We start from the raw sequence: 20,710 nt of genomic DNA, 5'->3' as shown, positions 1-20,710 counted from the left end.
GGATGCAGGTGGTGGTCACCGGTTCCATCGACGGGACCGATCTGGACGGCTGGGCCCGGGTGGTCGCCGCCGACGCCGCGCCCGTCCACTACACCCCCGCCTACCTGCGGGCCTACCAGGAGCACCCGCTGAGCCCGTACACGGCCGTCCGCTACCTGACGGTGGTCCAGGACGGCCGCCCGGTCGCCGTGCTGCCCTGCTACCTCCAGCAGCAGGGCGACCCGTACGGCGCGCTGGCCGGCGCCGGCCTGCCGACGGGGGACCGGCCCGCGCTGCTGGGGCACAGCTGGTACTGCTACGACACCCGGGTGCCGATGCTGCCGACCGGCGCCGAGCAGCGCGAGGCGGTGCTGGAGGTGCTGCTGGACGCCTTGGAGAAGCTGCGGATCGCCGAGGGCGCGGGCGTGGCCGGGCTGGTCAACGTCGCCGAGCACGATCCGCTGCTCGCCCTGGCCCGGCGCCGGGGCTGGCGGGTGGCGCCGATCGTGGACCGCTACCAGCTGCCGCTTCAGGCGGCGCCCACGTACGAGTCCTACCTGATGACGCTGGGCACCCGGACCCGGCGGACGCTGCGGCAGTACGCCCGGCGCGCCGAGGAGGCCGGGGTCACGCTCACCATCGAGGCCCCCACCCCCGCGCGGCTGGCGAGCGTGTGCGCGCTCACCCGGCTGACCGCCGCCAAGTACGGCAGCGCCGACATGTACCCGGAGCCGGCCTTCACCGACTTCGTCATGGGCCTCGGCGAGCACGCCCGGGTGGCCCGGGTGGACCAGGGGGACCGGCCGCTGGCGGCGGCGGTGCTGCTGCTGGACGAGCAGCGGCTGCACATGTGGGTGGGCGGCGCGGCCGAGGCCACGGTCGACCGCTTCAGCCCGAACTACCTGCTGTGGGCCATGGAGATCCGCGCCGCCATCGAGCTGGGCAAGAGCTGGGTGGAGGGCGGCCGGAGCAACCGGACCATGAAGGAGCGCTACGGCATGCGGCAACTGCCGCTGTACGCCTGCGTCACCGCGGAGGCCCCGTGAACCGGCCCGACCGCCGCTCTGTCCAGCATGCGGACGGTCTTTTGGGACGCTGCTGTCAGGCCCAATCACCAACAACGCTCCTGGCCAGCCATGATGACTGGGCGTCAGCAGGTGGTGCGTTTCGATCGGGTCGGCCCGCTTTGACGGGCCCTGAACCGCTGCTTACGATCACTGCCATGCACACCGACGCCACAGCTCCCCAGCCCACGACCTACCGGGTCGTGCTGCTGGCCATGTGCGCGCACAGTGTCGCCGACATCCTCTGTTGATGTCCGCCTCGGGCTGATCGCCCCGCTTCTCCCGCCCTGCACGGGCCCACTCCTTTGCTGCCTCTCTGCGTGCGTGCCCCGCCGCGCGCTGCCCCCTGCCCGGGTCATCCCTTCGTCCAAGGACCTCCCACCATGCTCCGCCCTGCCCGCATAGCCCTGCTCGGCCTGCCCGCCATCGTCCTCGGCAGCCTGCTCACCGCCTGCAACGGCTCCGGCTCGTCGACCTCGACCAGCGCCGCGTCCTTCTCCCCGGCCACCTGCCAGGGCGGCACGCTCTACGTCCTGGACCAGAGCAAGGAGCCCACCGGCTACGACCCGGCCGAGCTGTACACCTCCGGCGGCGGGGCCATTCCCCGGCTGTTCTTCCGCACCCTGACCACCCGGCAGAGCGTCCCGGGCACCGCGGGCACCAAGGTCGTCCCCGACCTGGCCACCGACACCGGCGAGCCCAGCGCCGACGCCACCGTGTGGACGTACCACCTCAAGCCCGGCCTGAAGTTCGCCGACGGCTCGGCCATCACCTCCGCCGACATCAAGTACGGAGTCGAGCGCTCCTTCTCCTCGCAGCTGGCGGGCGGCCCGCCGTACCTGCGCGACTGGCTGGTCGGCGGCGCCGACTACCAGGGCCCGTACGGCGCCGATCCGGACCTGCCCTCGATCACCACGCCGGACGCCGACACCATCGTCTTCCACCTGCGCAAGTCCGAGGGCGACTTCCCCTACCTGGCGGCGGAGACCCAGTTCGCGCCGGTCCCCAAGGCCAAGGACACCGGCAAGAACTACAACACCGACCCGGTCTCCTCCGGCCCGTACACGATCGCCTCCTTCACCAAGGGGCAGTCGCTGGACCTGGTCCGCAACAAGTACTGGTCGCGCTCGACCGACAGCCAGCGGCTGGCCTGCCCCGACAAGATCGACATCAGCCTGGGCCTGTCGCCCGCCGTGATCAACCAGCGGCTGAGCGCCTCCATCGGCAACGACGCGGACGCCATCACCACCGACACCACGCTGGACCCGGCCACCCTGGCGAAGATCGCCGGCAACCCCGCGCTGAAGAAGCGCACCGCCAGCGGCACCTTCGCGCAGACCACCTACCTGGCCTTCAACCTCACCAAGAAGCCCTTCGACAACCAGCTGGTGCGCGAGGCGTTCTCGTACGCGGTGGACCGCACGGCCGTCGTCAACGCCGAGGGCGGCTCGCAACTCGCCCGCCCGGCAACGACGTTCAACCCCACCAGCCTCACCGCCGCCTACCACCCGTACGACTACTTCCCGGCCGGCGCCACCGGTGACCCGGCCAAGGCCAAGCAGCTGCTCGCCCAGGCCGGCTACCCGCACGGGCTGACCGTGTCGCTGGCGTACGACAACGCCACCAACGCCGCCGACGCCACCGCGCTCCAGCAGGCGTACGCCAAGGCCGGGATCACCCTGCAGCTCAACGGCATCGACGACTCCGACTTCGAGACCCAGGTCGGCAGCACCACCACCCAGCCCGCGCTCACCCTCACCAGCTGGGGCGCCGACTGGCCGAGCGGCGCGCCCTTCCTCACCCCGATCTTCGACGGTCGGGAGATCGTCAAGGGCGGCGGCAACTTCAACCTCGCCCAGTACAACGACCCGGCGGTGAACGCCCAGATCGACAAGATCAACAAGATCACCGACTATGCCACCGCGCAGCAGCAGTGGGGCGACCTGGACGCCCAGCTCGGCAAGCTGGCGCTGACCGTGCCCCTCTACACCGGCGTCGACCAGGTGCTCTACGGCTCGCACGTGAAGAACACCTACGTCGACCAGTGGCGCGGCTGGTACGACATCGCTTCCGTCTCGGTGAAGTGAGCCATCGTCAGATGACTGTCATTCCTGACATTCCGTCAGGTGTCGCACCCGCCGACGCCGTCCCGCCGGGCAACCGCCCGGCGGGCGGCGCCGCCGCCGTGCTGCGCCGACTCTGGTCCCGCCCCGGCTCGCGCGTCGCCCTGGTCGCGGTCGCGCTGCTCGTCCTCGCCGCCCTGGCCGCACCCTGGCTGGCCGGCCTCGAAGGCCAGGACCCGGACACCTACCACGACGAGCTGTTGAACTCGGTCACCGGCGGCAGCCCGCTCGGCAGCTTCGGCGGCATCAGCAGCCACCACTGGCTCGGCGTGGAGCCCACCACCGGCCGCGACCTGTTCGCCCGACTGGTCTACGGCGCCCGGATCTCGCTGTCCGTCGCCGCCGGGGCCACACTCGGCCAACTGCTGCTCGGCCTGCTGGTGGGCCTGTCCGCCGGGCTCGCCGGACGCCGCCTGGACGCCCTGCTCAGCAGGTTCACCGACCTGGCGCTGTCGCTGCCCAGCCTGTTCTTCTCGATCGCGCTGCTCGCGGTCGTCCCCGCCTCCTTCCCGAGGCCGCTGCTGCTCTGCATCATCCTGGCCGTCTTCGGCTGGGCCTCCACCGCCCGGATCGTGCGCGCCGAGACGATGGTGCTGCGCGAACGCGAGTACGTCTCGGCCGCGCTGCTCACCGGCGCGGGCACCTGGTGGATCGCCCGCCGGGAGATCCTGCCCGGGCTGGTCGCGCCGGTCGTCACCTACACCGCGCTGGCGCTGCCCGGCAACATGGTGGCCGAGGCCGGGCTGTCGTTCCTCGGCCTGGGCGTCCGGCCGCCGACGCCCTCCTGGGGGCAGATGCTCTCCGGAGCCACCACCTGGTTCCAGGTGGACCCCACCTACGTGCTCATCCCGGCGCTCACCCTGCTGCTGTGCGTGCTCGCCTTCACCGCGCTCGGCGAGTCGCTGCGGGTCGCGCTCGACCCCAGGGCCGCCCGTACCACCAAGGTCCGCACCACCGGCCGCGTCCGCACCGCCAAGGCCCGCGCCACCGATGCCGACCGCACCACGGCGGCCGACCGCACCAACCCGGCCGAGGAGGCCGGACGATGACCTCCTTCCTGCTGCGCCGGCTGTTCGGCGCGCTCGGCGTGCTGCTCGCCCTGTCCGCCGTCGTCTACGTGGTGTTCTACCTGATCCCCGGCGACCCGGCCGTCCTCGCCTGCGGCAAGGGCTGCACCGCCGCCCAACTCCAGGCGGTGCGGCACTCGTTGGGCACCGACCGGCCGATCTACGAGCAGTACTGGACGTTCCTGACCACCCTGGTCGGCGGCCACAGCTTCAACACCGGTCCGACCACGGTCTGGTGCTCGGCGCCCTGCCTCGGCTACTCGTACCAGAGCTCCGAGCCGGTCACCCAGATGCTGTTGCAGCGGCTGCCGGTGGACGTCTCGCTGACCCTGGGCGCGGCTGTCATGTGGCTGGTGCTGGGCATCGGCGCGGGCCTGTACTCGGCCCGCCGCCCCGGCTCGCTGCGGGACCGGGCCACCACCTTCACCGTGCTCGCCCTCAGCTCCACCCCGGTGTTCATCCTGGCCCTGTTCCTGCTGGTGGTGGCCTGCGTGTGGATCCAGGTGCTGCCCTTCCCGACCTATGTCCCGATCACCGAGGACCCGCTCCAGTGGGCGCAGAACCTGCTGCTGCCGTGGCTGGCCATCGCCCTGGTCTCGGCCGCGACCTACGCCCGGCTGACCCGCTCCGGCGTGCTGGAGACCCTCGGCCTGGACCACATCCGCACGCTGCGCGCCTACGGCTGGAGCGAGCGCCGGATCGTCACCCGGCACGCCGTCCGGGGCGCCCTGCCGACCCTGGCGACCATGGCCGCCATGGACATCGGGACGACCATGGCGGGCGCGGTCTTCACCGAGACCATGTTCGGCCTGCCGGGTCTCGGCAAGCTGGTGGTGGACTCCGCCTCCTCGCTGGACCTGCCGGTGGTCTGCGGCATCACCCTGATCGCCGGAGCCCTGATCATCCTCGCCAACACCGCCGCCGACGTGCTGAACGCGGCGCTCGACCCGAGAGTCCGAATCTGATGGGCACCTCCGTACCGACCCCCGTGCTGCAGGTCGAGGAGCTGAGCATCCGCTACCCCGGCCCCGGCGGCTCGCACGCCGAGGACCAGGGCGCGGTCACTGCGCTGCGCGGCCTTTCCTTCGACCTGATGCCCGGTCAGGTGCTGGGCCTGGTCGGCGAGTCGGGCTCCGGCAAGTCCGCCGCCGCGCTGGCCCTGCTGGGCCTGCACCGGGGCACCCCGGCCCGGGTCGGCGGCTCGGTCCGGCTGCACCGCGACGGCCTGCCGCCGCTGGACGTCAACACCGCCGGCGACGAGGAGCTGCGGCGGGTGCGCGGCAGCGAACTGGCCATGGTCTTCCAGGAGCCGCTGACCAGTCTCGACCCCTACCGCCGGGTCGGCGCGCAGATCGCCGCCGTGCACCGGCTGCACTACGGCTCCGACCGCGCCACCGCCCGCAGCCACGCCGCCGAGGCGCTGGAGCGCGTCGGCATCGACCCGGCCACCCGCTACCGGGCCTACCCGCACGAGTTCTCCGGCGGCATGCGCCAGCGCGCGCTGATCGCCATGGCGCTGGTCCTGCGCCCCCGGGTGCTGGTCGCCGACGAGCCGACCACCGCACTGGACGTCACGGTCCAGGCCCAGATCCTGGACCTGCTGGACGGGCTGCGCGCGGAGACCGGCATGGGTCTGGTGCTGATCAGCCACGACCTGGGCGTGGTCGCCGGGATCGCCGATGACGTGGTCGTCCTGCGGCGCGGCGAGGCGGTGGAGCGCGGCCCGGTCACCGCCGTCCTGGGCGCGCCCGAACACCCCTACACCCAGGACCTGTTGGCCGCCGTCCCGAGGATGGACGCGGAACTGACCCAGCGTCAGCAGGCGGCGGAATCCGCCGAATCCGCCGCCGACGAGGACGCCCTGCTGCGGATCGAGAAGCTGACGGTGCGCTACCCCGGCGGCTCGCGCGGCAGTTCGTCGGTCCATGCGCTCAAGGGCGTTGATCTGACGGTTCATCTGGGCGAATCGCTGGGCATCGTGGGGGAGAGCGGCAGCGGCAAGACCACCCTGGGCCGCACCCTGGTGCGGCTGCTGGAGCCGACCGAGGGCCGGGTGCTCTACCAGGGCCAGGACATCGGCGCCTGGCGCGGCCGGACGCTGCGCCGCTCGCGCCGCGATCTGCAGATGGTGTTCCAGGACCCCACCTCCTCGCTCAACCCCCGCCGCAGCCTGGTCGATTCGGTCGCCGAGCCGCTGCGGGTCCAGGGCGTCCGCGACGCCCGCCGGCTCCGGACCGAGGCCGGGGAGCTGCTGGAGCGGGTCGGCCTGGGCCCGGCGCTGCACGATCGCTACCCGCACCAGGTCTCCGGCGGGCAGCGCCAACGGGCGGCCATCGCCAGGGCGTTGATCCTGCGGCCGAGGCTGGTCGTCTGCGACGAGCCGGTCTCGGCGCTGGACGTCACCACCCAGGCCCAGGTGGTGGCACTGCTGGCCGAACTGCGCGCGGACTTCGACCTGACGCTGGTGTTCATCGCCCACGACCTGGCCGTGGTCCGCCAGGTCAGCGACCGGATCGCGGTGATGCGCCAGGGCGAGGTGGTCGAGATCCTGGCCGCCGCCGACCTGGCCGACGCCACCCACCCGTACACCCGGGCGCTGCTGGACGCCGCGCCGGTACCCGACCCGCAGGCGGCGCGCGAGCAGCGCCGGGCCAGGACGGCAGCGGCCTGACCCCGGCCCGTCCGCCGCCCGGCCGCGCCTTCGCCCGCCCCGGCGGGGGCGCGGCCCGCGACCGCGCTTCAGCGGCGGTCGGGCTGCGCCCCGGCTCCGTCGGTCAGCGGACGATGCCCTGGGCCCGGGCGGCCTCCAGCCAGCGCGGGTACTCGTGCATCAGCTTGTTCAGCAGCGTCTGATCGGCCATCCCGGCCGGGTTCCCGCCGACCGGGAAGAAGCCGGCGTTGTCGACCGCCCGGCCCTCCATGGTGTCCAGCTGCTTCAGGAACTCGAAGTGGTTGCCGAAGCCGACGAACTGCCAGAAGATCGGTAGCTTGGCCGCGCTGCGGATGGCCCGCTCGGCCGCCGGACGGGAGTCGGGCTCACCGTCGGTCTGGAACACCACGAAGGCCGGGGCCTTGGACTTCGACTTGTGGTAGTGCTTGGTGACCGCCTCGATGGCGGCGGCGTAGTTGGTGGTGCCGAAGTCGCCGCAGGCGAGGTGCTCGCGCTCGATGCGGCCCTGGTAGTCGTCCAGCCCGATCTCGACCGCCTTGTGCGCCTTCCAGCCGAAGAAGACGGTGGGCACGACACCGTCGTCGTCCAGGTGCGCGGCCAGCGCCAGCACCTGCTCGGCCAGGCGCTGCACCGAGCCGTCCTGGTAGTAGCGGTGCATGGAGCCCGAGTGGTCCAGCACCAGGTAGACGGCGGCGCGGTGGCCGCCCAGCCCGTACTTGTCCAGCGAGACGGCGGCCGACTTGTACAGGTTGACCAGGCCCGGGGCGCTGGCGGTGACCTTGGCGAGGCTGACCCCGGGGCCGCTCGGTGCGGGGCCGCCCGCGGGTGCGGTGGCGGCGGGGGCCTCGGGTCTCTCGTGCTGCTTGTCGCGGTGGAACAGTCCCATGGGATGCGGTCCTTTCGAGGTACGCCGGCGGCGACCGGCCTGCGGACGGTACCGCAGCCGCCCGCGCCTGCGCTGCTGCTCCGGCGGACCGGACGACTGCGCCGAGCGGGTGACGTGCCGCCCCCGGGGTGTACTCCGCCGCGCGTCCGGGGCCCGGAGCGGTTTGACTCCCTTCCAGGAACACCCGCCGCCACCCGCAGCCGAGGAGCATGCCCGTGACCCCCACCGACCCCGCCGTCCGCGCCCTGGTCTCGGCCGTCAACGCGGGCGACCGCGACGCCTTCCTGGCCGCCCTCGCCCCCGACGCGACCATGTCCGACGACGGCAGCGACCGCGATCTGCACGACTGGATCGACCGGGAGATCTTCACCGTCCGGGGCCGGATGGACGTGCTGTCCGAGTCGGACGGCGGCCGCAGCCTGGTCGCCCGCTTCAGCAACGACACCTGGGGCGAGATGCGCACCGCCTGGCGCTTCACCGTCGCCGACGGCAAGGTCAGCCGCTTCGACACCGGCCAGGCGTGACCGCACCCCGCCCTGTCAGGCGGTGCGGCTACACCATGGCGAACAGCAGGTAGACCATGGCCAGGCACATCCCCAGGTCGCAGCCGTCGGCCGCGCGCGGCGCGAGGAAGCCCCCGGCGGCGCGGGCGCGCGGGGCCAGCGCCCGCGCGAGCACCGCCACCGCGCAGCCGACCAGGGCCAGGCCGAGCAGCAGCGCCAGCAGCGGCCAGCGCGGGCCCGCCGCAGCCGCGCCTGCGGCGGGGGCGCCCGGCAGCGCCAGATACATGTAGAGCATCGTCCCGGTCAGCACCAGATGCGGCACATGCGCGCCCACGCCCACCCGAGAGGTGCTGCCGCCGCCCCCCGCCCCGCAGGACGCGCCACTGCCGGACCACCCACCCCAGGCCCGGCCCCGCCCGTGCCGAGCGGACGTGCCGCGCTCGGGCCAGCGGTTGCCGGAGGCGGAAGCGGCTCCGCCGCCGGTGGTGGCGCTCAGCGTCGGGCGGGGGTGCAGCTCGGCTGCGGCGCGGAGGGCGAACCAGGCGGTGGCGGCGGCGAAGACGGCGGCCCAGAGCGGTGCGGCCAGCGGGTCCAGGCCGGGGACGAGCATGCCCGCCATGGCGACGCCCATCAGCGCGTGCCCGACGTCGACGTCCCGCGCGCTGGGCCGTCGCCACAGCCGGGCGGCCACCAGTCGCCCGGCGCAGTACAGCGCGGTGGCCAGCATCGCGGCGGCGACCGTTCCGATCAGCCAGCCCGCCGCACCCCCGCCGGTCATACCCGTCATCCCGCTCATCGTCCGCTCCCGGACGACCGTCCCGACCGTCCCGGCTGCCCGTGCCGCCGACCGCCGTCCTCCCCGGCGATCGCCTCGACCACCTCCGCCAGCGCGGCCGCGCTGTGCCCGCTGACGAAGGCGTCGCAGTACGGCAGCGCTGCGGCCATCCCCCCGGTGAGCGGCGCGTAGCCGGGGGCGGCCTTGCGCGGATTGACCCAGACCACCCGGTGGGCCAGCAGGCTCAGCCGGGCCATCTCGCGGCCCACCGCCGCCGGGTCCTCGCCCTCCCAGCCGTCCGAGAAGACCACCACCACCGCGCCCCGGGCCATGCCCCGGCGCCCGTAGCCGCCGAGGAACTCGGCCAGCGCCCGGGCGATCAGCGTGCCCCCGGACCAGTCCGGGGCGGTGCGCCCGGCCCGGCGCAGCGCCGCGTCCGGCGTGGCATGCCGCAGGACGGGGGTGAGCCGGGTGAGCCGGGTGGCGAAGACGAAGATCTCGGCGGCCACCCCGGAGCCCGCGCGGGAGCCGACCCGGGAGAAGAACCGCAGGTAGGCACGGGTGTAGGGCTCCATGGAGCCGGAGATGTCGCAGAGCAGCACCAGCGGTCGGCGGCGCAGCCGGCCGTGCGAGCGGGCCAGCCGCAGCGTCTCGCCGCCGGTCCGCAGGCTCTGCCGCAGGCTGCGCCGCAGATCGACCCGGCGGCCCCGGGGGTCGGCCTCGCGGCGGCGGGTCCGGCGCAGCGGCAGCCGGGGGACGAGGGCGTCCAGCAGCCGGTCCAGCTCGGCCAGCTCGCCCGGCCGCAGGCTGCCGAAGTCCTTGTGGGCGAGGGTCTCGTCGCTGCTGCCGATCAGCCGCAGCGCGTCGGTGCCCTCCGGCGGCTCCGGGCGCGGCGGACGGTCGGCGTCGGGCTCCTGCTGCGCCGCGCCGCCGGGCAGGCGCGCGTCGGCCGGTCGTGGCGGCGGGCCCGCCGAGTCCGGGGCCGCCGGGGGACCGGGCACCAGGCCGGGCAGCGGCGGGTTGGCCGAGTCGCCGCGCGGCCCGGCCGGATCGGTCAGGCCGCCGAAGACCAGGGCGAAGATCCGGTCGAAGGGCGCGATCTGCTCGCGCCCGGTGACGTAGGCCAGCCGGGCCGCCCAGTACAGGGCGGCCCTGTCCACCGGCGGCAGCAGCCGCAGCGCCTCCACGAAGCGCACCGACCGCTCCGGGGTGGCGACCACCCCGGCCCGGTGCAGCTCCGCGCCGAACCGGGCGGCGAACTCGGCCCGGTCGAAGCAGGGCAGGACGCCCGGCGGCTCAGCCATCGGGCGCGCCGACCAGCCAGGCCAGGCCGCGCTCCCGCACCAACCGGTGGTCCTCCCGGTACTTCACCAGAACCCCGAGGGTGCGGTCGGCGGCGTCCGGATCGAGCCGCTCGACGCCGAGCAGGGACAGCGCCAGCACCCAGTCGATGCTCTCGGCGATGCCGGGCGGCTTCTGCACCTCCAGCGTGCGCAGCCGCCGGACGGACGCCGCCACCTCGGCCGCCAGCGCGGCCGGGGCGTCGGGCACGCGCCGCCGGACGATCTCGATCACCCGATCGGTGTCGGGGTAGTCGATCCAGTGGTAGAGGCAGCGGCGCTTCAGGGCGTCGTGCAGGTCCCTGGTCCGGTTCGAGGTCAGCACCACCACCGGGGGGACCACCGCGCGGACCGTGCCCAGCTCCGGGATGGTGACGCTGGCCTCGGCCAGCACCTCCAGCAGGAACGCCTCGAAGTCGTCGTCGGCGCGGTCGATCTCGTCGATCAGCAGCACGGCCGGGGTCGGGCCCGGATGGGTGAGCGCGGCCAGCACCGGGCGGCGCAGCAGGAAGGCATCGGAGAACAGGTCCGCCTCGGCCAGCGCGGTGCCCCGGGCCTCGGCCAGCCGAATGCTGAGCAGTTGGCGGGGGTAGTTCCACTCGTACAGCGCCTCGGCCGAGTCCAGGCCGTCGTAGCACTGGAGCCGGATCAGCGGGCTGCCGAGCACGGTGGCCAGCGCCCGGGCCGCCTCGGTCTTGCCCACTCCCGGCTCGCCCTCCAGCAGCAGCGGCTGCGGCAGCCGCAGCGCCAGGTAGAGGGCGGTGCACAGCCCGGTGTCGGTCAGGTAGCCGACGGCGTCCAGGGCCGCCCGCAGCGAACCCGCGTCCGGCGCTGCCCGCGCGACGGCGGCCCGCGCCCCGGCCTCCGGGCCGGTAGGGGGGTCGGCGGCGCGGTCGGCGGGGGGCTCGGGGGTCATGACGCTTCCGCGTACCTGGCCGGGTCCTGGGCGTAGCGGTCGCGGCAGCCCGGGGAGCAGAACCACTGGCGCGCGCCCCCGGCGTCGGTGCTGGGCGTGTCCAGGACGACCGCCACGGACATCCCGCAGACCGGATCCACCGCCGTCACCGGCCGGGCCCCCGCAACCGCCCGACCCGACGCCCCCGTACCCGACGCCCCTGCGCCCGGCGCGACCCCGCCCGCTGCCTCCGAAGCCTCCGAAGCCTCGCCGTCGGGGACCTGCACCGCGTGCCGGGAGGCGACGAGTTCGGCCAGGATCGACACCGCGATCTCGCCCGGTGTCCGGGCGCCGATCCACAGACCGGCCGGGGTGTGGATGCGGGCGCGCTGCTCGTCGGTGAGGTCCAGCCCGGCGAGTACCGCGCCGCCGCGCCGACGGCTGGCGACCAGGGCGATGTACGGCACCCCGGCCCGGGCAGCCAGGGTCAGCAGCTGCTCCTCGTCGCGTCCGTGCGAGGCGACCACCACGGCCGCGGCCTGCGCCACCTCGTCCGGGGTCGGCGGCTCGGGGCCGTCGCCGCGCAGGTCGTAGTCCAGGCCGGGGCCCAGCGCCAGCAGCGCCTGGGCGATCGGCGTCCCGCCGTGCACCAGCACGGTCGGGGTCGGCCGCAGCGGCTCCAGGAAGATCTCCAGCTCGCCGCCGGACAGGCAGGGGTTGGCCACGTCCAGGGCGCCCTCGTCGGGCTCGGCCGAGGCGTCCGGCTCCGCGCCGTCCGGGGCCGGGGGAACGTCCGGGGTGATCCGCAGCAGCAGCGACTCCCCGCTGGTCAGCAGCCGCAGCGCCTGGAGCCGGACGGTGGCTTCGGCGCAGACGCCGCCGACGAAGCCCTCGATCCTGCCGTCCGGCAGGACCAGCGCGGTGTCGCCGGGGTGGGCGCTGGCCGGACGCCGGGCCCGGACCACGGTCGCCTTGACGAAGGGCACCTGGTGGGCGCTCAGGTCGGCCATTCGCCGGTCGAGTGCGGTGCCGGGCCTCACTGCGGGGCCCCCACTCCGCCGTGCATGGCCAGCCAGACCCGGCCCGGGGTGAGCGGCATGTCGGCGTGCCGGACCCCGATGGCGTCCAGGACCGCGTTCACCACCGCCGGGGGCGAGCCGACGGTTGCGGACTCGCCGATGCCCTTGGCCCCGATCGGGTGGTGCGGCGAGGGCGTGACGGTGTGGTCCAGCTCCCAGGCGGGCACCTCCAGCGCGGTGGGCAGCAGGTAGTCCATGAACGAGCCGGAGAGGCAGTTGCCGTCCTCGTCGAAGGCGATGATCTCCATCAGCGCCATGCCGACGCCGTCGGCCAGCCCGCCGTGCACCTGGCCCTCGATGATCATCGGGTTGATCCGGGTGCCGCAGTCGTCCACCGCGATGAAGCGGCGGACCTTCACCGCGCCCGTCCCCGGGTCCACGTCCACCACGCAGACGTACGCGCCGAAGGGGTAGGTGAGGTTGGGCGGGTCGTAGACGGTGGTGGCCTCCAGGTGGCCCTCCACGCCCTCGGGCAGCTCCAGCGTGCCGTGCGCGGCCAGCGCGATCTCCTGGATGGTCTTCCCGCTGGTGGGATCGCCCTTGACGAACCAGCGGCCCTTCTCCCACTCCAGGTCGTCCGGGGCGATCTCCAGCATGGCCCCGGCGATGATCCGGGCCTTGTCCCGGACCTTGCGCGACACCACGGCCGCCGCCGCGCCCGACACCGGGGTGGAGCGGCTGCCGTAGGTGCCCAGGCCGAACGGGGTCTGGTCGGTGTCGCCGTGGACGACGTCGATGTCCTCCGGCGGGACGCCCAGCTCCTCGGCGACGATCTGCGCGAAGGTGGTCTCGTGGCCCTGGCCCTGGGACTGCACGCTCAGCCGCAGCACCGCCTTGCCGGTGGGGTGCACCCGCAGCTCGCAGCCGTCGGCCATGCCGAGGCCCAGGATGTCCATGTGCTTGCGCGGCCCGGCGCCGACGGTCTCGGTGAAGAACGACAGCCCGATGCCCATCAGCTCGCCCCGGGCCCGCCGCTCGGCCTGCTCCCGGCGCAGCGCCTCGTACCCGGCCAGGTCCAGCGCCTTGCGCAGACAGGTCGGGTAGTCGCCGGAGTCGTACTCCCAGCCGGTCTTGTTCTGGTACGGGAACTGCTCGGGCCGCAGCAGGTTCTTCATCCGCAGCTCGGCCGGGTCCGCGCCCAGCTCGTGCGCCAGGCAGTCCACCATCCGCTCGACCAGGTACACCGCCTCGGTGACCCGGAACGAGCAGGCGTAGGCCACCCCGCCGGGCGCCTTGTTGGTGTAGACGCCGGTGACCGAGCAGTGCGCGGCCTCGATGTCGTAGGAGCCGGTGAAGATGTGGAAGAACCCGGCCGGGTACTTGGTCGGCTGCGCGGTCGAGTTGAACGCCCCGTGGTCGGCCAGGACGTTCACCCGGACGCCCAGGATGCGGCCGTCCCGGGTGGCCGCGATCTCGCCGCGCATGTGGTAGTCGCGGGCGAAGGAGGTGCTCATCAGGTTCTCCGAGCGGTCCTCCATCCACTTCACCGGCTTGTGCGTGAGGATCGAGCCGACCACCGCGCACACGTAGCCGGGGTAGATGCCGACCTTGTTGCCGAAGCCGCCGCCGATGTCCGGCGACACCACCCGGATCTTGTGCTCGGGCAGGCCCGCCACCATCGCGTACAGGGTGCGGTGGGCGTGCGGCGCCTGGGTGGTGGACCACAGCGTCAGCTTGCCGTCGACCGGGTCCATGTCGGCGACGCAGCCGCAGGTCTCCAGCGGCGCGGGGTGCACCCGGGGGTAGAGCATCTCCTGGGCGACGACGACGTCGGCGCGGGCGAACACCTCGTCGGTGGCGGCCCGGTCCCCGGCCTCCCAGTCGAAGATGTGGTTGTCGGTCCGGCCCTCCTGGTCGTCCCGGATGACCGGCGCGTCCGGGTCCAGCGCGTGCCGGGCGTCGATCACCGGATCCAGCGGCTCGTACTCGACGTCGATCAGCTCGATGGCGTCGCGGGCCGCGTAGTGGTCCTCGGCGACCACGAAGGCCACCTCCTGGCCCTGGAACCGCACCTTGTCGGTGGCCAGCACCGCCTGGGTGTCCATGGACAGCGTCGGCATCCAGGCCAGTCCCAGGGTCTCCAGGGTGGCGCCGGTGATCACCGCCTTGACCTTGGGGTGCGACTCGGCGGCGGAGGTGTCGATCGAGACGATCCGGGCGTGCGCCAGCGGGCTGCGCAGCACCGCGCCGTGCAGCATGCCCGGCAGCCGGACGTCGTCCACGTAGTGGCCCTTGCCCCGGACGAAGCGCGGGTCCTCCTTGCGGGTCAGCCGCCCGTAGCCGATCGGGCGCTCCTCGGGCGCCTGCGCCGGCGCGCTGTCCTCGACGGTGGTCATGCCGCCCTCCCGGTGCTCTCGGCAGGGGCGTCCGCCCGTGCGGCCGCCTGCCCGTCCTGCTCGCCGGCCTGCCCGTCCTGCTCGCCGGGCTGCCCGCCCGGCTGCTGGGCCGGATGCCGCGCGGCCCACTGCACCGCGCGGACGATGTTCAGGTAGCCGGTGCAGCGGCAGAGCTGGCCGGAGATGGCCTCGCGGATCTCCGGCTCGGACGGGTCGGGATTGCGGTCCAGCAGCGCCCGGGCGGTGAGCATCATGCCCGGGGTGCAGAAGCCGCACTGCAGTCCGTGGTTCTCGATGAAGCCCTGCTGGACCGGGTCAAGCCCCTCGGCGCCCTCCAGCCCCTCCACGGTGCGCACCTCGTGGCCGGACGCCATCGCCGCCAGGATGGTGCAGCTCTTGACCGGTTCACCGTCCAGCAGCACCACGCAGGTGCCGCAGTTGCTGGTGTCGCAGCCCCAGTGGGTGCCGGTGAGGCCCAGGTCGTCGCGGAGGAAGCGCACCAGCAGATGCCGGGCCTCCACCTCGGCGCTGCGGTCCTCGCCGTTGACCTTGATGGTGACCTGCATCGTCGTCCGTCCTTTCCGCCCGTCGGGCCCGTCAGGCCGCCCGCGCCGTCCGGCTCGCCGCACCGGCCCGCTCGGCGGCCCGGCGCAGTGCCCGTACGGTCAGCTCCCCGGCCAGGTGCCGCTTGTAGGCGGCGGTGCCCCGGCCGTCCGTGACCGGGTCGCAGTCCTCCGCGGTGATCCGCCCCGCCTCGGCGAACGTCTCCTCCGTGGGCTGCCGCCCGGTCAGCGCCTCCTCGGCGCGGACCATGGAGACCGTCGATCCGCCGAGCGCCGCCAGCCCGATCCCGGCCCGGTCGATCCGCCCCTCCCGCAGCGCCAGCGCCACGCCCGCCGCCGCCACCGCCCAGTCCCCGGCCTTGCGCTCGACCTTCTCGTAGGCGCTGCCCGCCTCCGGCAGGATCAGCAGCCGGATCTCCACCAACATCTCGGCGGCGCCGACCGCGGTCTCGTACGGGCCCCGGTAGAACTCGGCCATCGGCACCGCGCGCACCCCCGCCCGGCCCCGGACCACCGCCACCGCCCGCAGCGCCGTACACACCGCCGACAGGTCCTCGGACGGATCGGCCTGGCAGAGCGAGCCGCCGATGGTGCCCCGGTTGCGCACCGGCGGATCGGCGATCACCCGTTCGGCGTCCTGGACGATCGGGAAGTACCGGCCCACCAGCTCGGACTCCAGCAGGGCGCGGTGCCGGGTCAGCGCGCCGACCCGCAGCTCGTCGCCCTCCACCCGCAGGTAGTCCAGGTCGTCCAGGTCGTTGATGTCGATCAGGTACTCCGGCCGGGCCAGACGCAGCTTCATCATCGGCAGCAGGCTGTGCCCGCCCGCGATCACCCGGGCCTCCTCGCCGAGACTCTCCAGCAGCGTCAGCGCCTCGTCCACACTCGACGCCCGCCGGTACTCGAACGGCGCGGGAACCTGCACGGCGGCCTCCTCGGGTCCGCGACCCGTTGCCGGGCCGACGCTCTTACCGCACGATCGCACTGTGGCCCTGGGGGAGCGGGGGGTCAACGACGACTGAAGGGAATGGTTAAGAGCCCCGCGCCGCTGTGCTTGGTGCGGCCGGAGCAGCCGAAGCAGCCGTCGCGGCCGGCGCAGTGCGCGACCGCGGCGCGACCCGGGAGGCGTCGATGACCCTCACCCAGCTCAGGGCGTTCGTCGCGGTGGCCAGGCTCGGCTCGGTCAAGGCCGCGGCGCTGTCGCTGCGCGTCAGCGAGCCCGCCGTCTCCAGCGCGGTGGCCGCGCTCCGCCGCGAGCTCGGCGACCAGCTGTTCGTCCGCGCCGCCGGGGGGATCGCGCTGACGCCGGGCGGGCGCAGGCTGGCCGCCGGGGCGGCGGAGATCGTCGGGCTGGCCGAGGACACCTGCAGGCGGGTCCGCGAGGCCGGGAGCGGCAGCGTCTCGCTGCGGGTGGCGACCACCGAGACCAGCGCCGAGCAGATCCTGCCGCCGCTGCTGGAGGCGTTCCTGCGGCGCCGGCCGGAGATCGAGTCCACCACCCTGGCGGTGCCCGCCGCCCTGCTGGACCAGGTCCTGCTGGACCGCCGGGCCGACGTCGCCATCGGCGCCACCACCGGCGAGCCCGCCGCCGACGACGTGGTGGAGCGCTTCCCCTTCCTGCGGTTCCAGCTGGCCGTCGTCGCCGCCCCCGCCTACCTGGGGCTGCGCCCCGGCGCCCCGGCCGAGCGGCCACGGCTGCCGGAGAGCAGGCTGCCCCGCGAGCGCTGGCTGCTCGGACCCGGCGGCCTGGACCCGGGCACCCCCGGCGGGGCCTTCCTGGCCCGGCACGGCGTCGGCGACTCCTGCACCTCGATCTTCCCCAGCGCCACCGCCGCGCTGAACGCCGCCGTCGCCGGGGACGGCCTGTCCGTCTCCCTGGTCCACCTGGTCCGCGACCAGCTGCGGCAGGGCGCGCTGACCCTGGTGGACGTCCCCGGCCTGCCCGTCAACGGCATGCTCTACGCCGGGGCGCTGCGCGGCGCGCGCCGCTCCCCGGCCGCCTCGGCGCTGTGCGGCTTCGTCACCACCCCGGCGGCGCTGGAGAGCCTGCTCACCCGGGCCACCGGAGTCCCGGTGGGGCACTACCGGCCGACCGTGCACGTCACGCTCTGGAGCTGAGCCGCCCGGACGAACCCTCTTAAGCAAACGCTGAAGAGCGCGTTGACGGTGACCCACCGCGCGCAGATCGTTGCTCCGTAGGCCGCCCGGCAAGGAGGCTTCTCCGCCATGGACTTCAGCAACGAGTTTCGTGTGAGCCTGCCGGTGGAACCGGCCTGGGACCTCTTCAACGACGTCGAACGGATCGTCCCGTGCATGCCGGGCGCCGCCCTCACCGGGACCGAGGGCGAGGACCGCTACCACGGCACCGTCAAGGTCAAGGTCGGCCCGGTGACCGTGCAGTACAAGGGCGTGGCCACCTTCGAGGAGCGGGACGCGCAGACCCGCACCGTGCGGATCAAGGCCGCCGGACGCGACAGCCACGGCCAGGGCAACGCCGACGCCGAGGTCACGGTGAAGCTCACCCCGGACGGTGACGGCACCCGGGTCGCGGTGGGCACCCACCTGAGCGTCACCGGCAAGGCCGCGCAGTTCGGCAAGAGCGTCATGGAGGACATCAGCCGCAAGCTGCTGGACCAGTTCGTGGACTGCCTGGAACGCCGCCTCGCCACCGAACGCCGGCCTGCGGCCGGGGCTGCTGCGAAGCCCACGACCGAGGCCGTGGCTGGGGTCGGGGCCAACGCCCGGCCCGCGACCAGGGCTGGGGCTGAGGACCTGTCTGCGCCGGAAAATGGGGCTGAGGGTCCGTCCGGGTCTGCGGCGGAGCCCGCAACCGGGGCCGGGCCCAAGGACCGGTCCGGGCCCAAGGCTGGGGCCAACGCCCAGCCCGCGCCCGAACTCGGGTCCAAGGGTCTGTCCGCGCCCGAGGCCGGGGCCGTGGCTGGGGTCGGGGCTGGGGCTGACGCCCGGCCCGCTTCCGAGGCTGGTGCCAAGGATCGGTCTGCGCCGGGGGTCGGGGCGGGGGCCGGGGCTGATGCCCGGACCGTGCGCGAAAGCGGGGACGGGGACCGGAGCGGGGCTGGGGTGGAGGCCGGGGCTGCGCCGCAGGGGCTGCCGGGGGACGACGGGGTTGAGGCGATCGATCTGTTCGGGGTGGCGCGGGGGGCGCTGCTCAGGCGGGTGGCGCCGCTGGTCGGCGCCGGTGCGCTGGTCGCGCTCGGCCTGGCCGTCTGGCTACGGGCGAGCGGTCGGCGCCGTAACGGCGCGGGCTGCCGCTGCGGGGGCCGCTGCGAGGCGTGCCATGCGTGATGTGCTGGACCAGGTCTACCCCTGGTACCTGGCCGGGGAGACCTTCGCCCTGGCCACGGTGGTGCGGACGTTCCACAGCGCCCCCCGGCAGCCCGGCGCGGCGATGGCGGTGTCGGCCGCAGGCACGGTCGTGGGCAGCGTCTCCGGCGGCTGCGTCGAGGGCGCGGTGTACGAGGAGGCCGCCGAGGTGCGGGCCACCGGCCGCCCCGTGCTGCGCAGCTACGGTGTCAGCGACGACGCCGCCTTCGAGGTGGGGCTGACCTGCGGCGGCACCCTGGAGGTGTTCGTCGAGGCGGTCTCCCGGCGGACGTTCCCCGAGCTGCCGCAGGTGATGGCCTCGCTGGCGGCGGCCGAGCCGGTGGCCGTGGCGACCGCCGTGTCCGGCGGCGGGGGAGCGGCCGGGCGGCGGCTGGTGGTCTGGCCGGACCGGCACTGCGGCAGCCTGGGCGTCCCGGCGCTGGACGCGGCGGTGGCCCAGGACGCGCGCGGCCTGCTGGAGCAGGGTGCCTCGCTGCTGCGGCACTATGGGGCGGCCGGTCAGCGCCGGGGCGAGGAGCTGGCGGTGTTCGTCGGCTCGTTCGCGCCGCCGCCCAGGATGCTGGTGTTCGGCGCCATCGACTTCGCCGCCGCCGTCACCGACCTGGGGGCCTTCCTCGGCTACCGGGTCACGGTCTGCGACGCCCGGCCGGTCTTCGCCACCGCCGGGCGGTTCCCGCACGCGGACGAGGTGGTGGTGCGCTGGCCGCACGACTACCTCGCCGAGGAGGCTGCGGCGGGCCGGATCGACGACCGCACCGTGGTGGCCGTGCTGACCCACGATCCCAAGTTCGATGTGCCGCTGCTGGCCGCCGCGCTGCGGCTACCGCTGGCGTACGTCGGCGCGCTCGGCTCCCGCCGCACCCACCGGGACCGGCTGGCGCGGCTGCGCGAGGCCGGGCTGGACGAGCGGCAGCTGGCCCGGCTGGCCTCCCCGGCCGGGCTCGACCTGGGCGCCCGCACCCCGCAGGAGACCGCCGTCTCCATCGCCGCGGAGATCGTTGCCGCCCGCTGGGGCGGCACCGGACGGCGCCTGGCCCACACCGACGGCCCGATCCACCACGCCCCAGCCCCGACCCAAGCCCCCGCCGTCGGCGGGCGGCCCGCGCGTCCGGCCCCGGCCGCCGTCCGGCACGGCTGACCGCCGCCCGAACACCCCGCCGGGGACGGCCCGGCCACCGCCGCCGCTGCCACCGCCGCTGGCGGGCGGCCTGCGCGTCCGGCCCCGGCTGCCGTCCGGCGCGGCTGACTGCCTGCCTGGGCACCCCGCCGGGCTGCCCCGCGGCCGGGGGCGGTTGCGTCGTTCGGACGCCAGGGCTACGGTCGCACTTCGTTGCGGTCGCGTCCGGTTCGTGTGCCGCAGGACGTACGGAACAGACGAAGGTGCCCATGCGAGTGCTGCTGGTGGAGGACGAGCCGGATCTGCGGGCGATCATCGCGGCGGGGCTGCGGACCTCGGGTTTCTTCGTCGACCCGGTCGGGGACTGGCCCGCCGCCGACGAACTGCTCGACCTCAACGACTACGACTGCGTGGTCCTGGACCGGATGCTGCCGCAGGGCGACGCCCTGCACGCGCTGCGGGACCGGCGCAGGCGCGGATGGGCCGCGCCGGTGCTGTTCCTCACCGCCCTGCACTCCCTCTCCGACCGGATCGCCGGCTTCGAGCACGGCGCCGACGACTACCTGGCCAAGCCGTTTGCCATGCCCGAGCTGGTGATGCGGGTGCGCAGCCTGGCCCGCCGCTCGCACGAGCGGCAGCCGGTCTTCCTGCGCTGCGCCGACGTCGAGCTGGACCTGGCCCGGCGCGAGGTCCGCCGCGCGGGCGTGCTGCTGTCGCTGACGCCCAAGGAGATGTCGGTCCTGCACCGGCTGCTGACCTGGCAGGACCAGGTGGTGACCAAGACCGAGCTGTTCGCCCACTGCTGGGACGAGATGGCCGACCCCTCCTCCAACGTCGTGGACGCGGTGATCGCCGGGCTGCGCCGCAAGCTGGGGGCGCCGCCGCTGGTGCACACCGTGCGCGGGCAGGGCTTCCGGATGGCGGCCGCACCCGTACCGGCGCGATGATCCGACGCCGTCACCGGGCG

The 20,710-nt window shown here is 74.4% G+C and carries 18 protein-coding genes; 10 read left to right on the top strand and 8 right to left on the bottom strand.

The features are described 5' to 3' along the window. Positions 1-2: 2 nt before the first annotated feature. From GXW83_RS21495 to GXW83_RS21475, 5 genes are all read left to right on the top strand, one after another. The gene (locus tag GXW83_RS21495) at positions 3-1,025 is read left to right on the top strand and encodes a GNAT family N-acetyltransferase (protein WP_225447524.1); all 1,023 of its coding nucleotides are present in this window, start codon (positions 3-5) and stop codon (positions 1,023-1,025) included. A gap of 401 nt (positions 1,026-1,426) precedes the next feature. Next, on the top strand, positions 1,427-3,130 hold the full coding sequence (locus tag GXW83_RS21490) for an ABC transporter substrate-binding protein (RefSeq protein ID WP_182444642.1): 1,704 nt from the start codon (positions 1,427-1,429) through the stop codon (positions 3,128-3,130). An 11-nt stretch (positions 3,131-3,141) separates the two neighbouring features. Beyond that, positions 3,142-4,215, top strand: coding sequence for an ABC transporter permease (locus GXW83_RS21485; RefSeq protein ID WP_182444641.1), 1,074 nt, complete (start codon positions 3,142-3,144; stop codon positions 4,213-4,215). After that, the gene (locus tag GXW83_RS21480) at positions 4,212-5,198 is read left to right on the top strand and encodes an ABC transporter permease (RefSeq protein WP_182444640.1); all 987 of its coding nucleotides are present in this window, start codon (positions 4,212-4,214) and stop codon (positions 5,196-5,198) included. The genes GXW83_RS21485 and GXW83_RS21480 overlap by 4 nt, the downstream gene beginning before the upstream one ends. Further along, positions 5,198-6,904, top strand: coding sequence for an ABC transporter ATP-binding protein (locus GXW83_RS21475; protein ID WP_182444639.1), 1,707 nt, complete (start codon positions 5,198-5,200; stop codon positions 6,902-6,904). Before GXW83_RS21480 ends, GXW83_RS21475 begins: the two co-directional genes overlap by 1 nt. A 103-nt stretch (positions 6,905-7,007) precedes the next feature. Here GXW83_RS21475 and GXW83_RS21470 read toward each other — a convergent pair whose 3' ends face one another. Next, entirely contained in the window at positions 7,008-7,790 is a 783-nt protein-coding gene (locus GXW83_RS21470; RefSeq protein ID WP_182444638.1) for a VWA domain-containing protein, read from the bottom strand. Positions 7,791-7,999: 209 nt separating this feature from the next. Between GXW83_RS21470 and GXW83_RS21465 the strand changes: the two genes are divergently transcribed. After that, positions 8,000-8,314, top strand: coding sequence for a nuclear transport factor 2 family protein (locus GXW83_RS21465; RefSeq protein ID WP_182444637.1), 315 nt, complete (start codon positions 8,000-8,002; stop codon positions 8,312-8,314). 28 nt (positions 8,315-8,342) lie between these two features. Here GXW83_RS21465 and GXW83_RS21460 read toward each other — a convergent pair whose 3' ends face one another. From GXW83_RS21460 to GXW83_RS21430, 7 genes are read right to left on the bottom strand one after another with little or no spacing between them, the layout of a single operon-like run. After that, positions 8,343-9,080 (bottom strand): DUF5134 domain-containing protein, encoded by a 738-nt coding sequence (locus tag GXW83_RS21460; RefSeq protein WP_182444636.1) that lies wholly within the window; start codon positions 9,078-9,080, stop codon positions 8,343-8,345. Positions 9,081-9,085: 5 nt separating this feature from the next. Further along, positions 9,086-10,372, bottom strand: a complete 1,287-nt coding sequence (locus GXW83_RS21455; protein ID WP_182444635.1) for a VWA domain-containing protein — start codon at positions 10,370-10,372, stop codon at positions 9,086-9,088. Then, positions 10,365-11,324, bottom strand: a complete 960-nt coding sequence (locus GXW83_RS21450; protein ID WP_182444634.1) for a MoxR family ATPase — start codon at positions 11,322-11,324, stop codon at positions 10,365-10,367. Before GXW83_RS21450 ends, GXW83_RS21455 begins: the two co-directional genes overlap by 8 nt. After that, entirely contained in the window at positions 11,321-12,313 is a 993-nt protein-coding gene (locus GXW83_RS21445; protein WP_182444633.1) for an XdhC family protein, read from the bottom strand. Before GXW83_RS21445 ends, GXW83_RS21450 begins: the two co-directional genes overlap by 4 nt. Before the next feature lie 26 nt (positions 12,314-12,339). Continuing rightward, entirely contained in the window at positions 12,340-14,718 is a 2,379-nt protein-coding gene (locus GXW83_RS21440) for an aerobic carbon-monoxide dehydrogenase large subunit (protein WP_182444632.1), read from the bottom strand. Next, positions 14,715-15,284 carry a (2Fe-2S)-binding protein gene (locus GXW83_RS21435; RefSeq protein ID WP_182444631.1) on the bottom strand — a complete coding sequence of 190 codons (570 nt, stop codon included), beginning with the start codon at positions 15,282-15,284 and terminating at the stop codon, positions 14,715-14,717. Before GXW83_RS21435 ends, GXW83_RS21440 begins: the two co-directional genes overlap by 4 nt. Before the next feature lie 31 nt (positions 15,285-15,315). Continuing rightward, on the bottom strand, positions 15,316-16,206 hold the full coding sequence (locus GXW83_RS21430) for a xanthine dehydrogenase family protein subunit M (RefSeq protein WP_182444630.1): 891 nt from the start codon (positions 16,204-16,206) through the stop codon (positions 15,316-15,318). Positions 16,207-16,412: 206 nt separating this feature from the next. Between GXW83_RS21430 and GXW83_RS21425 the strand changes: the two genes are divergently transcribed. From GXW83_RS21425 to GXW83_RS21410, 4 genes are all read left to right on the top strand, one after another. Beyond that, positions 16,413-17,399 (top strand): LysR family transcriptional regulator, encoded by a 987-nt coding sequence (locus tag GXW83_RS21425; RefSeq protein WP_182444629.1) that lies wholly within the window; start codon positions 16,413-16,415, stop codon positions 17,397-17,399. Between the two features lie 108 nt (positions 17,400-17,507). Next, complete coding sequence (locus GXW83_RS35115; protein WP_182444628.1) at positions 17,508-18,587, top strand: SRPBCC family protein; 1,080 nt, start codon at positions 17,508-17,510, stop codon at positions 18,585-18,587. Further along, on the top strand, positions 18,580-19,764 hold the full coding sequence (locus tag GXW83_RS21415; RefSeq protein ID WP_182444627.1) for an XdhC family protein: 1,185 nt from the start codon (positions 18,580-18,582) through the stop codon (positions 19,762-19,764). Before GXW83_RS35115 ends, GXW83_RS21415 begins: the two co-directional genes overlap by 8 nt. 248 nt (positions 19,765-20,012) lie before the next feature. Continuing rightward, on the top strand, positions 20,013-20,690 hold the full coding sequence (locus tag GXW83_RS21410) for a response regulator transcription factor (protein WP_182444626.1): 678 nt from the start codon (positions 20,013-20,015) through the stop codon (positions 20,688-20,690). Positions 20,691-20,710 lie beyond the last annotated feature (20 nt).

The sequence above is a fragment of the Streptacidiphilus sp. PB12-B1b genome (genome assembly GCF_014084125.1).
Taxonomy (GTDB): Bacteria; Actinomycetota; Actinomycetes; order Streptomycetales; family Streptomycetaceae; genus Streptacidiphilus.
The sequence above is the reverse complement of the archived record's forward strand: the minus strand, read 5'-3'. Positions and strand labels throughout refer to the sequence as shown.

Bases quoted from the DNA above. Each gene is read 5' to 3' on its own strand.
- GXW83_RS21440 (WP_182444632.1), bottom strand. From the start codon at position 14,718: ATGACCACCGTCGAGGACAGCGCGCCGGCGCAGGCGCCCGAGGAGCGC.
- GXW83_RS21455 (WP_182444635.1), bottom strand. From the start codon at position 10,372: ATGGCTGAGCCGCCGGGCGTCCTGCCCTGCTTCGACCGGGCCGAGTTC.
- GXW83_RS21450 (WP_182444634.1), bottom strand. From the start codon at position 11,324: ATGACCCCCGAGCCCCCCGCCGACCGCGCCGCCGACCCCCCTACCGGC.
- GXW83_RS21495 (WP_225447524.1), top strand. From the start codon at position 3: ATGCAGGTGGTGGTCACCGGTTCCATCGACGGGACCGATCTGGACGGC.
- GXW83_RS21410 (WP_182444626.1), top strand. From the start codon at position 20,013: ATGCGAGTGCTGCTGGTGGAGGACGAGCCGGATCTGCGGGCGATCATC.
- GXW83_RS21465 (WP_182444637.1), top strand. From the start codon at position 8,000: ATGCCCGTGACCCCCACCGACCCCGCCGTCCGCGCCCTGGTCTCGGCC.
- GXW83_RS21470 (WP_182444638.1), bottom strand. From the start codon at position 7,790: ATGGGACTGTTCCACCGCGACAAGCAGCACGAGAGACCCGAGGCCCCC.
- GXW83_RS21460 (WP_182444636.1), bottom strand. From the start codon at position 9,080: ATGACGGGTATGACCGGCGGGGGTGCGGCGGGCTGGCTGATCGGAACG.
- GXW83_RS21415 (WP_182444627.1), top strand. From the start codon at position 18,580: ATGCGTGATGTGCTGGACCAGGTCTACCCCTGGTACCTGGCCGGGGAG.
- GXW83_RS21435 (WP_182444631.1), bottom strand. From the start codon at position 15,284: ATGCAGGTCACCATCAAGGTCAACGGCGAGGACCGCAGCGCCGAGGTG.
- GXW83_RS35115 (WP_182444628.1), top strand. From the start codon at position 17,508: ATGGACTTCAGCAACGAGTTTCGTGTGAGCCTGCCGGTGGAACCGGCC.
- GXW83_RS21480 (WP_182444640.1), top strand. From the start codon at position 4,212: ATGACCTCCTTCCTGCTGCGCCGGCTGTTCGGCGCGCTCGGCGTGCTG.
- GXW83_RS21425 (WP_182444629.1), top strand. From the start codon at position 16,413: ATGACCCTCACCCAGCTCAGGGCGTTCGTCGCGGTGGCCAGGCTCGGC.
- GXW83_RS21490 (WP_182444642.1), top strand. From the start codon at position 1,427: ATGCTCCGCCCTGCCCGCATAGCCCTGCTCGGCCTGCCCGCCATCGTC.
- GXW83_RS21485 (WP_182444641.1), top strand. From the start codon at position 3,142: ATGACTGTCATTCCTGACATTCCGTCAGGTGTCGCACCCGCCGACGCC.
- GXW83_RS21475 (WP_182444639.1), top strand. From the start codon at position 5,198: ATGGGCACCTCCGTACCGACCCCCGTGCTGCAGGTCGAGGAGCTGAGC.
- GXW83_RS21445 (WP_182444633.1), bottom strand. From the start codon at position 12,313: ATGGCCGACCTGAGCGCCCACCAGGTGCCCTTCGTCAAGGCGACCGTG.